The following is a 14,772-nucleotide window of genomic DNA, read 5'->3' on the forward strand; positions in this document are numbered from 1 at the left end:
AAATAGTATAACATTATTGGTTGGGAATCTTTAGTGAAATGCATTTTGATTGGGTGAGGGGAAGGAGTAGAAAATAATAAACCCAAAAGGGTCAGTCCCCTTTTGGGTTGTTATCATGAATACAATTGATAGTCGTTGCGACCGTTGTTTTTTACCTGGTATAAGGCCTGATCGGCTTTACGGAATAGCTGCTTGATGGATGTCCCATTATCGGGATAAACGGAGATTCCGATGGAAGATGTGGCTTCAATCAGCTCTCCTTCTATTATATATGGTTGCTGCAGTGTTGTTTGAATGCGGTCAGCTACTCTTGTGATATGCTCGTTATTCTCTACACGCTTGATGAGGACGACAAATTCATCGCCGCCTAAGCGGGCAACTGTGTCTTCTGAACGGACGCAGGTTGTTAATCGTTGTGCCAGCTCAACAAGCAACAGATCTCCCATATCATGTCCATACGTATCATTAATTTGTTTAAAATTGTCGCAGTCCAAGAAAAGAAGCGCAAGTTTTCCGTTGTTTTTGGAAGCAGATTCTATCGCCTTATCAAGGGATTGTTCCAGCAATCGGCGGTTTGGAAGATCCGTCAGGCTGTCATGGTATGCTTGGTAGGTGAGTTGTTCCTGCAGCTCTTTTCGTTCTGAAATGATCCGTCCAGTCAGAACGATGTGATCGAGCTCTCCTTCCCCTGCAATTGAAGTCGCATTCACTTCCACCCATACTTCCTCTTTTTCCTGATTCAAGTATCGATATTCTATCTGTACGGATTTCATCTTGTTTGTCCTAAGCTTATGAATGGATTCCAATAATAATGGATGATCTAATTCGTGAATGCCATATGTCAGTTGCTGGCCTTCCATGATTTCATATTTAGCGCCCATAAGATTTCGATAAGAAGGGGAAACATAAGAAATGTTGTCGTATTTATTGATAACTTTTATTAGGTCGGATGAATGCTCTGTGATGAGACGGAATTTTTCCTCGCTGTCCTTCAAGGCAAGCTCCATTTCCCGCTTTTCCGTAATATCCTGGGCGATGAGATACACTCCGGTTACCTTCCCTTTAATGATGATAGGGACGTGGGTGACATAAAAGAAAAGCATGTTTCCGGATGCATGAGGGACTTCCACCTCATAGCTATTTACAAGTCCTTCAAAAGCTTTCTGGAGGGGATCATCCGGCAGTTGAAGCTCTTGTTGTACATATTCTTTAAAATCGATACCAATAATTAGTTCCTTTTTATAGCCAGTCAAAGTTTCGCAGGCTTCATTCACGTTCGTAATATAGCCTTTGGAATTGACCATGAGAATCGCATTTTTATGATAGGAAAACAGGGATTTGTAGGCTTCTTTGCTTTCTGCAAGTTTAGCCTCCAATTCCCGTAAATGCTGGATGTTCCGATAAATCATGGAGATTGCGACTACTTGCTGCTCTTTATCCAGTATAGGAGAATAGCTGACGGATGTATGGATAGATTGACCATTATTAGTTAATCGGACGGTTTCCAGCGGTTGGGTAGTTTTTTGATTTTTAAGCAACAGAATTGTCTCATCTGATTGCGCTTTCAATTCTATTGGGGTGAATTGGAACTCTTCCCAGTGGTGTCCAATCATTTCAGTAATTGTCCAACCAAATTGTTTTTGAAAAGCATCGTTTATTTTTAATATGGTGCCATTTGTGTCTATTACCATCATGGCATCCACGGTGTTTGCTACTAGAGAGTTCAGGAAAAGGTAATCTTCCTCTTTTTTCTTCAATTCATTGACATTTTTTGTGATGGCAAGAACGTAAATGCGTCCATCATCTTCAATAGGTGTTAAGGTGGTTTCCGAAGCGGGCATGTCTGGTACGAAAAGATTCAAATCTGAATAACTGATGGACTCCCTTTTCTGGACACAAATTGAATAGTGCTTATGAAGGAAATCGTAAGTAGCCGGCGGAAGTACGTCCTCCAATTTTCTGCCTATCATCTCGACTGCGAGTTTCTGTTGTGCAGAAGGATTGACATAGGTATACCAAAATTTATTATCTTTCCACTCAACCAAAAACACCATGTCCATCATATGTTCAAAGAAAAACTTGAATTTCTCTTCTATTCTCATAAGTATCCTTCTTTTCATACATTATTTTTTCCGGCGCTAGAAGCTCTATATTCTATTATAGGTATTTATTATTAAATTATCTATATATCAAAATAAGATAAATTTCCCAATTGGGAAAAATGTTACAAAATATTATTCTAATGTTATAAAATGTAATATAAACACATAATTAGTTGCAGAATTGGTGGGGTTTATGATTGAAAAAAATACAATTATGGGGAAATAGGTCGAAACAGCAGGACTCAGTTACAGCTACAAAAGAAAAATTAGTTGAAGAACGACTCTTCCATTCTATTTTCGATCACCATCCACTCCCAGTTATATTAATAAATGCACAGGGTGAAATTGAAAAGAATAATAAAAGGGCAGTCAGTCAATTTGGCTATAGGCAAAAAGATTTAACTGGGGATTTTTCAAAGTTTATTCCTCAAGAGTGCTTACACGAAGTAAGGACTAAGTTCCAAGAAGCATTAGAGGGCCTCCCACTAACATATGAAACAAAAATTCTACATAAAAATAACCAGCATATTGATGTAAGTGTAACGAGTGTGCCCATTATGGGAGACACATCCGTCATTGGAGTCTATGTTGTTATCAGGAATATTGAAAAGGAAAAGCAAACCCAAACAGAACTGAAATCAGTTAAAACTTCATTGGAATTAATGCAGCATACAGCAAAATTAGGTAGCTGGCAATATGATGTATCGACCATGGAAATATCTTGGTCCAACCATGCCTTTGATATATTGGGAATTGAAAAAAGCAAACAGAACAGTTTTACTTTTGAGGTTTTCTTCAGCATGATTCATCCCGATGACCAGGGTAATTTTCGTTCCGTATATGATAATGCCATAGAAAAACTAAGTAGCTGCTCGTTGGAATATCGCTTTATCACACCGTGCAACAGGGTGGTTCATATTTTTGTCCATTCTGATATCGTGCTGAATGATTTAGGTGAACCAACCAAGTTTATCGGTACTATTATGGATATTACAGAAATGAGAACGCTGGAGAAAAAACTGGAAACAAAAGATCAGGAAATGAAAGAGATATATGATAGCTTGGATCTCGGCGTCTGGTCTTACGATGTAAAAGGAAAGCGATTTACTTTCATCTCTAAAACGGTGAAAAATATGTTGGACATGGACGTTTCAGAGTTTGCTAATGGTAACATGGATATCAGGGATTTGATCTGGGAACAAGATCTTCCGGCTTATGACGACAATCTCCGTTACCTCTATAAGAAAAATACGATTGAAAACGAGTATCGCGTATCCTTGCCATCGGGGGAGTATAAGTGGCTTAGGGATTGTATGATGCCGGTTTTGGACGAACACCAAGAGCTGGTCAAAATCATTGGGATTTTAACTGATATAACGGAGCATAAAGAGCTTTTGGAGAAGGTAGAGTATTTGGCCAACCACGATTATCTGACAGGTTTGCCGAATCGCCGACTGTTAAAAGAGGAGATGGAATTCCTTATTCAAAACTATGAAGAGACAGATCAGAATTTCGCCGTTCTCTATATTGATTTGGATCGATTCAAATATATTAATGACACATTAGGTCATCCAGTGGGGGATAAAGTGCTGAAGATAATTGCCGATCGGCTGGCAGTCTATCAACAGGAAGGTCATTTTGTCGCTCGGGTTGGCGGTGACGAGTTCATCATTGTTTACCAGGGATCAGTGAAAATTGAGGAGCTAAAGGGAATTGCCAAGGGTTTGATTACTCTTTTAAGAGAGCCGGTTTATGAAGGGGAATATGAACTTTACCTGACTGCTTGTGTTGGGGTGAGTGTTTTCCCATTTGATGGAGAGATGGAAGATACCCTATTGAAGCATGCGGACGTTGCCCTATATCGCGCAAAAGAGTTAGGGAAAAATTACTTTGAAATCTATACCCCTAATATTAACGTTAAAACGTATCAGCAATTCACAATTGAACGAGATATGCATAAAGCGTTGAAGGATGATCAATTCACTATTTATTTTCAGCCAAAAGTCAATGCACAAACGTATGAAATTATCGGAGCGGAAGCATTGATTCGCTGGGAACATCCATTATGGGGAATACTATCCCCAGGTGAATTCATTCCAATAGCAGAAGAAACCGGAATGATAAATGAAATCGGGGATTATGTGATGACAAAAGTGCTGCAGCAGATCAGTACTTGGACTCAGGAAGGTGTACCGGTTGTACCAATATCGATTAATGTTTCTCCCCAGAGATTTTTACGTAAAAATTATTTCAAACTAGTAGAAAGTTCCATAGAAAACTACGGAGTCGACCCAAAATTAATTGAACTGGAAATAACCGAGAGTTCCTTCCTGCATAATCCGGAGATTGTGCTGAAAACGGTTCGTGATCTACGTAATCTTGGGGTGAAGGTTGCCCTGGATGATTTTGGGACGGGATATTCCTCCATGACCCGACTGACCGAATTGGAAATTGATGTTCTAAAAGTAGACCGATCCTTTGTTAAAGATGTAGAAACAAACAGGAAGAATGCCGTTATCCTGGAATCCCTTTTTGTTATTGCCAAAGAGCTGGATATAGAGGTTGTAGTGGAAGGGGTAGAAACAGAAGGTCAGCTGCTCTTTATGAAACAGAAGAAGTGTGACATCATTCAGGGCTATATTTTCAGCAAGCCAGTCCCTATCTCACCATTCACTGATATGCTTGAAAAGAGAAAGCTGCTGCCGCAGAACACGAAAGCAAAGCTGCCATCCATCGAGCGCAGGGAGTATTTCCGAATCGATTTTCCGAAAGCACTTAAAGGTGAACTCACAGTCAAGGAAATAAGAGGAAAAGAAGTACAGCTCGGCCAAGTGGGGATTGTGTTGGAAAATCTCTGTCCGAGCGGAATGCGAATCATTTCTCATATGCAGTTCCCGGTTAGACCTGACCTAATCGTTTCCATTCAAACATGTATTCTGGGAGAAACCCGGGACTACATCGGAAAGATAGTCTGGAAGGAAGAAGGACCGGAATCCTACTTTTATTATGGCGTGGAATTCATGGCGGATGAAAAAGAGCGAACAGAACTTACTGGATTCCTTAACCGGGTAACCCTTCAATTAAGGGACAGCAACATCCTCCCGCATACCAGTGTAATCAAAGAAAATATGTGGGACTATTTAGAGAGAGTGAAAGGTGAATAGAGTAGTAGAGAAAGTTAGCCCTAAAAATACCGGGGCTGCTTTTTTTTTTAGAAAAGCGACGAATAAAGAAAAAATCATCGCTAGTATTATTTTCCTATTTTAATGTAGACCTCACTATTTCCGATTCTAATTATGCTATATTATTAAAATACAAAATGTGTAAAAAAGAAGTTTGTTTTGAAAGAATATTTGGGTATTAAATAGGGGTAATATGCAATTTATTACAATTCGTACGAGAAAACTGCCAAATCGGCACAAAAGTTGCGACGTATTGCCTAATATAAATGGATGGACATGTGTTCGGGATTTTTCTACACTTACTATAGTTCGTACTCCATCAAAGAAAACCTCGAAACCAACCTCGCAAAGATAACAAAAAGGGAAGTGAACCAACCTTGGCTTCTTCGATAAAAATCAGACCAGGAATAGTGAATAATGCCATCGCCGGCTTGAATTCGAGCCATGGAAAACTCGGGAGTGTGACAAGCAATGTCTCCTCCGTCCAGTTCGGTGTGTCCTATGAAATCAAGAATCGCAATAATATTGATTCCAGACTCCGGTCCGCCACAGCGTCCTTACATAAGCTGGAGGAGAGAATGAATAGGATCAAGTCTTTTGCTTCGGATTCGCTTGAAAAATATCAGGGAGTGGAAAGATACCTGAACCGTCAGGCTGCAAACCGGGAGCATGATCTGGTGAAAGCACTGATGGATAAGCATGCATTCAGCAGTCTATATGAGCTGTATGATCAAACTGTCGGACGCTTGGAGCACCTGCTTCATAGTGCGCAGTATGTTGCAAATGCAGGTCTATTGCATTTGCTCGGTTGGCGTTTTGTCAATGAAGGCGGCAGATATACCTATAAATTATTGGATAGTGTAAAGCACGGGAGGTTTAATGTGCCGATTGGAAACTTCATCAATAAGGTCGGCAATTCGAAACTTAACTTCCTTGCCAAAATGATGGTCAGTCCCTATTATGCGATCAAATATGCGAATAAATCATTAGCAGAAGTCGTCTATAAGAAATTTACCAAGTACCTGCCTGATGATATTACTAAAATGACAAACAGTGTCCGGGATTTCAGGCATGCGATTTCTGATGCCCGCAACCTCAAGGAAGCGGCGAACGCAGTGAAATCCAATGCAAAAAGCCTTGGTTCTGCAGCGCTGAAGATTGGAAAAGGAAATGCCTTTACCGCTTTTGCCATCACTGGTGTGGTGGAAGGGGTAGGTGCAGGGATAAAAATTACCGAAAACTACTCCAAGTATAGCGGTGATGTGGAAACGCTCAAAACCGAGAATGCCAAGGTGGTGGGAGAAGCTGTCTATAAAACGGCCGTTGTCGGTGGTTCATCCGTTATTGGAGCGGTTGCACTCGGTGCGGTCGGAAGTTTGGCTGGGCCAGGCGGAACTGTCGTCGGTGCTGCAGTAGGTGGATATATAGGTAGCTTGGTAGGTGAGAAGCTGGCGAAAAACACGCCGGGCTGGGTAACAGACGCATCCGTTCACTTCAAGGACACCATTTTCAAAGGAACCGAGGCGGTGGCAGAAGGTGCCTCCAAGGTGAAGGAAGGGTTCAGCGAAGTGAAGAAGAACGCTTCGAATCTACTAGAAAATTCTAAGAGTTTCTTCGGCAAACTCTCATTTGGAGGCTAACATGAAAACTATCTCACTTTCCATAGAGGAATTAATCTACAGTTTTTATAGTGAAGGGTTGTTCGAGCAGGGAAATTCCCTGAAACAGGTGTATTTCAATGAAATATCGGATGAAAGTATGGACCTGCTTCTACAGATTTCCTGCAGAACCCTTTTGGCGAAGGATCTGCTAGTTTATGAAAATCACAAATTCGAATTAGAACCGGAATTGAAAAGTGTGATACATACTCTGAATTTTTCGGAAAAGTCGTTAAAGGCATCCCGTCATAAATCCGGGGCAAAGAGGAGTCCGTATCCTATCATTTTACAGAGAGCGGCTTTCTAAAGCACTCGCTTCTTTATGACGAACAGGTTCATCGTTTTGACACGGTTGAGAAGGGTGACATGCTAGATGAACTTACCGAGTTCTTCCATTTACAAAGAGATGGCTATGGAGATTATCATTCTATCTCTTCAGAAGAGTTGGAAGGCATGCTTACCTATATCACAGAAAACAACCGGCAGTTCGATTCATTTCAGGTCAGAGGGGAGCTGGATCCATTCTATCGGGTACTGGAAAAGACAAACGGCCAGTTGAATACCCTGCTATTATTTGAATTTGATGAAAAGAAGGAACCGACTGTCAAAGACCTTGTCCTGCTTACGAACGATGCAGAGGAAAATTGGATGCTATTGCAAAATGGACCGGATTACAACCTTGTCAAAGGTAGCAGCTCCAAGCTGGAAGCATTCATGATGGAAAGCGATTCTCCTAAAACGACAGAAGAAAAGGAAAGCGTACTATGACACATAACAATCCTATGAACCTAAAGCATGACCATATAATCAAAGTGGAGCAGGATGAGGTGCGTGTCACCTATACCCGTTATAGCGCAGGCTGCACGGTGTTTGGTATCGCATTTATGGCGCTTGTCTCCTTGGGTGTCGTCCTGTTCATCCCAGGCTCCGGTTTCTCCAGAACATTGCTTGCCTATCTCATCGGCGGTGTGGGAACGCTGTTCTTCGGAATTGCGCTTCTTCGCATTGTGATGACCATGATGCAGGGCAAAACGCTGATGAAGGTGAAAGACGGGAAATTGATCAACCGGAACCAAAGTGTAGAGCTTGGAAAAATCAAAGCACTCGAATACGGCTGGCACAACCGTAAGCCGAGCGGCCGCGTATTTACGAGTGTAGTGGTGGATACAACCGACAATAAGACACTCTTTTTCACCTACTACAACATCGTTTCCGATAACGCCATCGAGGAGTTTCTCGACACCTTTGTTGTTCCGTATATTACGCCAGAGGGTCAGACGAAGTGGCGTATTTCAAAGGAATCAAAAGCTGAAAGTAGATAATGGTTTTCTAAGGAAAGGGGATAATCCATGACAATCGATATCTATGCAGCGAATGCCCAAGCTCGACGGCTGCAGGAGGAAGCAGCAAGCCTATTGAATGTAAAGCGGAATCTGTTGAATATGAAAGGGACGCTTGAGCAGGGCTGGCAAGCGACGGAGATGAATTATCTCAATAACGCAATCAGCGATATGGAAAGAGAAATCGGCACGATTGTGGATGCACTGCAATCCTTGAGTGCAGATATCAGCTCGACGGCTTCCCAGCTAAAGCGGGAGGAAGAAGAGAGGGAAGCTGCGAAAGCGGCAGGACTTCTCGCGAAAAAAGGCTCGTAAATCGGTATTTCACCAATTTACGAGTCTTTTTTATTGGGTAATTAATCACGAATAGAAAAAATTTCCTATTTTATATAAAAATTTTACAAAAAAGTGGTTATATATTCCTTGGGTAAGGGTATTGAATGATGTTGATTTGTCATTATTGTCCAAAACTATCCACTTATTATCTTTACGACACTCATCTACATAAAGCGATATAACCAGTCGGGACACGGGGTTTACTGACATAAATCAACTGGATACTGAGGCTGTTTTCCTATAAGGATCGACTAGAAATTTTTTACTGTAGGTATATGGAATGATTCTTTGCGCGCTTTATCGAAAAAAAGCGAAACATGCTTTATAATATTGGTTGCCAGAAAAAGGGGGTTTTTTACTGTTAATTGGGACTTAAATCCCAAATCCCCATGTCACTTATCAAGTAGCGCTACACCCTATGTGCATAACGAAAAAATCATCAACTAACAGGTTTGTTCTTAGTTGATTGGAGGATCCGAGCATGATACTAACCCTTTTTGATCAAGGCAAGGCACGTGATCTTGTGCTGCCTGATAAGGTAACAGGAAAATACATACTTACGACCACACTTCCCTCAGGAAAAGAAGCCGATTTGATGGCGGTGGAAGCCGAGGATGGAAAGTGGTACTTAAAATCAAATAACTATGCTTATTTAATAGGAAACAACGGGGGAAAGGTGAGGAAGCTCCTTTTAGAGCCCTTTAAAACCTATACCATCTCACGTGAAAACGAAGCTTCCGCACTCCTTTATGTAGAACCCCCAACAGAAGACAGAAACGAATTCACCAAGCATATTGCCGTCACCCAGACACTTAAGATTGGCAGAACGGAAGACAACCATATCTGCTTTTCCAATAAACTTGTATCCTCTCTGCATTGCGTGATTCAGTATGATGAAAACAATCAAGCGACCTTGAGAGATTGCAAAAGCTCCAATGGTACCTATGTGAATGGGAAGCGAGTGGAGGAAAAGCGACTAGCCATTGGCGATGTCATTTCCATCATGGGTCTGAAAATCATTTATAATGGCACCTTACTGTCACTGAACAATCCTCAAGCTTCCATTCTTCTGGACAGACATGCGTTCCAGCCGTTCCAGGTGGAGCAGCCGGTCATTCAGGACGAGGAAGAGCTCGACGACTTTTCGATTGAAGAGCCTAAGGATCACTTATTCTATCGATCTCCACGTTTTAAAAAGGATATAAAAGAAGCGGTTATCAAAATCGATCCGCCACCACAGCGTCCGAATATGGATGAAACGCCGTTGATGCTCCTTTTGGGTCCATCGATCACCATGGGGATGGCTTCCTTGTTCATGGGGATTTTCGCCCTCCAGAATATAATGATGAATAACGGAAATATCATGTATGCCCTGCCGACGTTGATGATGTCCATCTCTATGCTACTTGGAACGGTTCTATGGCCGATTTTGACGAAAAGGCATGAGAAGAAGCAGCGAATCAAGAATGAAGGAATCCGTCAGGAGAAATACAAAGCATATCTAGTGGAAATGAAGCAGGTCATTGAAGACGAATCGGTGCATCAGAGCGAAATCCTCCATGAAAACCACATCACGCTTACGCAATGCCTGGCGCGAATCAAGAACCGGGAACGGAATCTTTGGGAACGGTCGCTTGTCCATAATGACTTTTTAAAGCTGCGCTTAGGTCTTGGAAATGTTCCTTTGGACGCCGATATCAAGTTCCCGGAAAAGAAGTTCAGCATTGAGGATGACAATCTGCAGGATGAGCTATATGAATTGGTTGGCGGTCCTCAGATCCTGGAAAACGTCCCGGTTACCATTTCCCTTTTAGAGGAACAAATTAGTGGGTTTATCGGTGAAAGAAAACGGGTAATGGACTTTGTCAAAGGATTAATTTTCCAAATGACAGCACTACATAGCTATGACGAACTGAAAATGATTTTTATATATGACGAAAACGAGAAAGATGCATGGGAATTTACAAAGTGGCTGCCGCACGTCTGGGATGATGGAAAGCAGATACGTTTTATTGCGACCAACCAGAATGAACTGAAGGAGCTTTCCGCTTATTTTGAAAAGGAAATCACACGTCAATCCATGCTTTCGGATGAAGATTTAAAGGAACTGAATCAGCACTATGTCGTTTTTGCCATGAATAAGAAGCTCGCTTCCAAAGCGGAAATGACCAATCTGATTTTAAAAGAGAAAAAAGACATCGGGTTCAGTTTAGTTACCCTTTACGATGAGCTGCAAAACCTCCCGAAGGAATGCTCGAAGGTGGTGGAGCTAGGGGAGGAAGGCTCGAAAATCTACGATAAGGATGATATTTCAGGCACCTATACTGCATTCAATGCGGATATCTATCTGAAGGAATCGGCGGAAATGTACGCCATCAAGCTTGCCAATACGCAGCTTGCAACTGAAGTGTCGGATTATACGCTGCCTGATATGCTGACCTTCCTTGAAATGTTCGGCGTCAGCAAAATAGAGCACTTAAACGTTCCGACTAGATGGAAGGAAAACAATCCAACCTTAACGATCCAGACTCCAATCGGGGTGGATACTACCGGTGAGATTTTCAACCTCGATCTTCACGAAAAGTATCATGGTCCACACGGATTGATTGCCGGTATGACAGGCTCCGGGAAAAGTGAATTCATCATGACCTTCATACTTTCCCTTGCCGTCAATTATCATCCTGACGAAGTGGCATTCATCCTTATCGACTATAAGGGTGGGGGAATGGCAAATGCCTTTCTCGATCTGCCGCATCTTGCCGGTACGATCACCAACCTGGACGGAGCAGCGGTAAAGCGCTCGCTCATATCAATCCAGAGTGAGCTGAAGCGCCGACAGGCCATTTTCAGCGAAACGAGCAGAAGAGTGGATGAAAGCAATATTGATATCTATAAATACCAGAAGCTATACAGAGAAGGCATCGTGACAGAGCCACTTCAGCACTTGTTTATGATTTCGGATGAGTTTGCCGAGCTGAAAACACAACAACCAGAATTCATGGAGCAGCTTGTCAGTGCGGCGCGTATCGGACGTAGCCTTGGTGTCCATTTGATCCTGGCAACGCAGAAGCCGTCAGGGGTAGTGGACGATCAGATCTGGAGTAACAGTAAATTCCGGATCAGTCTTAAGGTACAGGAAAAGGCCGACAGCATGGAGGTCATCAAACGACCGGATGCAGCAGAATTGACGAATGTCGGACGCTTCTTCCTTCAGGTCGGCTACAACGAGATCTTTGAGCTTGGTCAATCTGCCTGGGCGGGTGCACCATACTATCCAACTGATAAGCTCGAGAAAAAGAAGGACGAAAGCATCAGCATCATCGACAGCTTGGGACGCGTCATCAAGTCCGCTAAAATCGACCGGAACAAAGGCATCAAGAACCCGCCGAAGCAGCTAGACGAAATTACGGACTATCTGGCCAGCCTTGCCAAACAGGAAAACATCAAGGTGAAGCAGCTGTGGCTTGAGCCGATTCCACCTCAGATTTATATAGAGGACATTAAAGGGAAATATAGTGATCAAACAAACGAAGCGTATGTGTTGAATCCTGTCATCGGGGAATATGATGATCCATCCAACCAGCGTCAGATGCCACTCAGACTTCCGATGACGCAGGAAGGCAATACGGTCGTGTACGGCGTGACAGGAAGCGGAAAGACCTCATTCCTGCAAGCGATGCTAATATCCTTGATGGAGGAGCATACACCGGAGGAAGTGAACTTCTACCTTCTGGATTTCAGTACCGAAACCTTGAACTGGTTCCGCTCCGCTCCTCATGTCGGGGATGTCGTCGTATCGCATGAGGCGGAAAAGATCCAGAATCTGATGAAGCTTCTACAAGCGGAGATTGTGAATCGTAAAAAGCTATTCGCCAATTATGGAGGAGATATTAACGTCTACAACCGCGTGTCACCGGATAAGGTGCCGTCGATTGTCGTGGCCATCCATAACTATTCCGCGTTCTCCGAGACGTATGAGGAGCATGAGGAGGCAATCGCCTACCTGACTCGGGAAGGTACGAAATATGGTATCTACTTTATCGTGACAGCAACAAATACCGGCTCGATCCGTTATCGCCTGCTGCAGAACTTCAAGCAGCTGTTTGTGCTTCAATTGAACGACCAGACTGAGTATTCAGGCGTACTCGGAAATGTAGATGGCGTGTATCCATCCAAGCATAAGGGGCGAGGCATCTTCAAAAGCGATCATGTGTATGAATTCCAGATCGCCCAGCCTGCAAAGGATACCGAAGATCTGTTCAGTTTTATCGAAGGCTACAGCAAGACAGCGCGCGAGACATGGGACAGGGAACCTGCACCTGTCATCCCGACGCTACCTGAAAAAGTGACGGCAGACTATATCCAGAATCAGATGATGTTTGGTTCTTCCCATCCATTCATTCCGGTCGGGGTGGATCGACAGTCTCTGAAGCTATCATTCTTCGACTTCCAGGAATGCTTCGTGAACCTGGTTTCAGCCGCTCAAAATGATATAGCAACCGCATTTATGCAGGGACTTTCCGAGCTATTGGCTGGAAAAACGGGGGATGAAGTAATCGTCCTTGATCCAAATGGTGCATTCCGATTGGAATCTAATCCAGACTATCGTTATGCGGCTGCCAAGACGGAGCTTGAAACAACCATCGTTCATCTTTTTGAAACCCTTGTACACCGCAACAATACGAAAAAGGATGCCGAGGAGCAGGGGCATGAGCTTCCTGAGTTCCATCACATCTATTGTATGGTCGATTCCCTCAGCGACCTGATGCTGAGCCTGTCAGAAGATGCACTTGATAAGCTCAAGGTGTTCCTGGAACGGGGAGCAAATCTGAACGTTCATATCATCATGTCCGACAGCGCCGACAAGTTCAGCAGCGTATCCTTCGAGGAGTGGTTCAAAAAGCACGTTTCCGTGAAAAACGCCATCTGGATTGGCAGCGGAATCAGCGACCAGTATCTGTTCAAGATAGCCAAAATCACGACCGACATGTATCAGGAAATCCCGAACGACTTCGGCTATGTAATTAAAAACGGCAAGGTCAGCCTGGTGAAGCTATTAGCCTCTGAAACGGAAAAAGAGGAGGTAGCAGTCTTTGGATAAGATATTAGTAGAAGTGTATGTTCCGGCCTCTAACGATAAGCATGATGTATTCATCCCTATCACAAGCAAGCTGTATGAAGTGGTCTATCTATTATCCAGTACGGTAAGTGAACTCTCGCATGGATACTTCAAGGCCACCCCTGATACCGTCCTTTGCAATAAGTCAACGGGAGAGATATTGAATATCAACCAAACGGTAGAAGAGCTTAATCTGCAGAACGGTGCGAAGCTTATGCTGTTCTAAGAAAGGAAAAGTGAGCATGAACAACAAAACATTATTTTCACTGCCAATCATGCTCCTCCTTTTATGGGTTGCAGGTTGTTCCAGTTCAGAAGATCGAATCCTTTCACATCTGGAAAGCACGTACAACGAAGAATTTGAAATTGAACATGTTGACGAAGGAAGCTGGCTGTTCCCTGAGATGTATGGACGGGATAAAGCGATTGTCCATCCAAAGGGGAATGAGGAGTTGGTTTTTCTGTCAGGGGAATATCGGAATAATGAAGGCGAATACTACGATGGTTATGTGTTGGCAAAATGGGGCGAGGAATTAAAAGCCTCATTGAAGAGCTTGATGGAAAAGGAGTTGCCCGGGAGTCCTTATAAAGTGATCGTATATGCCACAAATGAATCCTATGATGCTTCCATGATTGCTATGCCTTTTCAAGAGTTCATAGAAAACAATCGTAAAGAGGTCAGATTAGTAATAGTTGCGGGTGTATATACTGACGGTGCACCTGATGTTGAGAGCTATAAAGAGAGCTTTTATAACATCTATCAGGAGATGCAAAAGTATGGGGCAGAACAATATACCATAGATGCAGGTTTTGTTGAAAAGTCTGAAGATATTTCAGATTACATCCGTACAGCCGGTGTCAATAATATCGCTTGGTCAAACCTCAAAGCAAAAGTTTATGGGCAGTTAAACGTTGATGAGAGGTTAAATCCAAAAAATCCTGACCCTGATATCGCAGAAGAATATATTTTAACTGACTCAGATGCTATAGTACGAATTTATCGACCATATGAAGAGTGAGTAACGTTATTTGAGA

General features: G+C 42.8%; 10 protein-coding genes. 9 read left to right on the forward strand and 1 reads right to left on the reverse strand.

What is annotated here, in order from left to right; all coding sequences use genetic code 11:
- Nucleotides 1-113: 113 nt before the first annotated feature.
- A complete protein-coding gene (locus ABN702_RS22575; protein WP_417898814.1) occupies nucleotides 114-2,102 on the reverse strand; it encodes a PAS domain S-box protein in 1,989 nt (662 codons plus the stop codon).
- A gap of 197 nt (nucleotides 2,103-2,299) precedes the next feature.
- On the opposite strand from ABN702_RS22575, the gene ABN702_RS22580 reads away from it, so the two are divergent.
- From ABN702_RS22580 to ABN702_RS22620, 9 genes are all read left to right on the forward strand, one after another.
- On the forward strand, nucleotides 2,300-5,266 hold the full coding sequence (locus ABN702_RS22580; RefSeq protein WP_417898815.1) for an EAL domain-containing protein: 2,967 nt from the start codon (nucleotides 2,300-2,302) through the stop codon (nucleotides 5,264-5,266).
- A gap of 395 nt (nucleotides 5,267-5,661) precedes the next feature.
- Nucleotides 5,662-6,924, forward strand: a complete 1,263-nt coding sequence (locus ABN702_RS22585) for a hypothetical protein (protein WP_417898816.1) — start codon at nucleotides 5,662-5,664, stop codon at nucleotides 6,922-6,924.
- Nucleotide 6,925: 1 nt separating this feature from the next.
- Nucleotides 6,926-7,249, forward strand: coding sequence for a hypothetical protein (locus ABN702_RS22590; RefSeq protein WP_417898817.1), 324 nt, complete (start codon nucleotides 6,926-6,928; stop codon nucleotides 7,247-7,249).
- 59 nt (nucleotides 7,250-7,308) lie between these two features.
- Entirely contained in the window at nucleotides 7,309-7,710 is a 402-nt protein-coding gene (locus ABN702_RS22595) for a hypothetical protein (protein ID WP_417898818.1), read from the forward strand.
- Nucleotides 7,707-8,264 carry a DUF5381 family protein gene (locus ABN702_RS22600; protein ID WP_417898819.1) on the forward strand — a complete coding sequence of 186 codons (558 nt, stop codon included), beginning with the start codon at nucleotides 7,707-7,709 and terminating at the stop codon, nucleotides 8,262-8,264. Before ABN702_RS22595 ends, ABN702_RS22600 begins: the two co-directional genes overlap by 4 nt.
- Nucleotides 8,265-8,291: 27 nt before the next feature.
- Nucleotides 8,292-8,597 (forward strand): hypothetical protein, encoded by a 306-nt coding sequence (locus ABN702_RS22605; RefSeq protein ID WP_417898820.1) that lies wholly within the window; start codon nucleotides 8,292-8,294, stop codon nucleotides 8,595-8,597.
- Nucleotides 8,598-9,099: 502 nt separating this feature from the next.
- On the forward strand, nucleotides 9,100-13,719 hold the full coding sequence (essC, locus tag ABN702_RS22610) for a type VII secretion protein EssC (protein WP_417898821.1): 4,620 nt from the start codon (nucleotides 9,100-9,102) through the stop codon (nucleotides 13,717-13,719).
- Nucleotides 13,712-13,963, forward strand: coding sequence for a methyltransferase (locus tag ABN702_RS22615; protein WP_417898822.1), 252 nt, complete (start codon nucleotides 13,712-13,714; stop codon nucleotides 13,961-13,963). Before essC ends, ABN702_RS22615 begins: the two co-directional genes overlap by 8 nt.
- Before the next feature lie 16 nt (nucleotides 13,964-13,979).
- Nucleotides 13,980-14,756, forward strand: a complete 777-nt coding sequence (locus tag ABN702_RS22620; RefSeq protein ID WP_417898823.1) for a hypothetical protein — start codon at nucleotides 13,980-13,982, stop codon at nucleotides 14,754-14,756.
- Nucleotides 14,757-14,772 lie beyond the last annotated feature (16 nt).

The organism is Bacillus haimaensis, assembly GCF_048270625.1.
GTDB lineage: Bacteria > Bacillota > Bacilli > Bacillales > Bacillaceae_I > Sutcliffiella_A > Sutcliffiella_A haimaensis.

Bases quoted from the DNA above. Each gene is read 5' to 3' on its own strand.
- ABN702_RS22575 (WP_417898814.1), bottom strand. From the start codon at position 2,102: ATGAGAATAGAAGAGAAATTCAAGTTTTTCTTTGAACATATGATGGAC.
- ABN702_RS22590 (WP_417898817.1), top strand. From the start codon at position 6,926: ATGAAAACTATCTCACTTTCCATAGAGGAATTAATCTACAGTTTTTAT.
- ABN702_RS22595 (WP_417898818.1), top strand. From the start codon at position 7,309: ATGCTAGATGAACTTACCGAGTTCTTCCATTTACAAAGAGATGGCTAT.
- ABN702_RS22600 (WP_417898819.1), top strand. From the start codon at position 7,707: ATGACACATAACAATCCTATGAACCTAAAGCATGACCATATAATCAAA.
- ABN702_RS22605 (WP_417898820.1), top strand. From the start codon at position 8,292: ATGACAATCGATATCTATGCAGCGAATGCCCAAGCTCGACGGCTGCAG.
- essC (WP_417898821.1), top strand. From the start codon at position 9,100: ATGATACTAACCCTTTTTGATCAAGGCAAGGCACGTGATCTTGTGCTG.
- ABN702_RS22620 (WP_417898823.1), top strand. From the start codon at position 13,980: ATGAACAACAAAACATTATTTTCACTGCCAATCATGCTCCTCCTTTTA.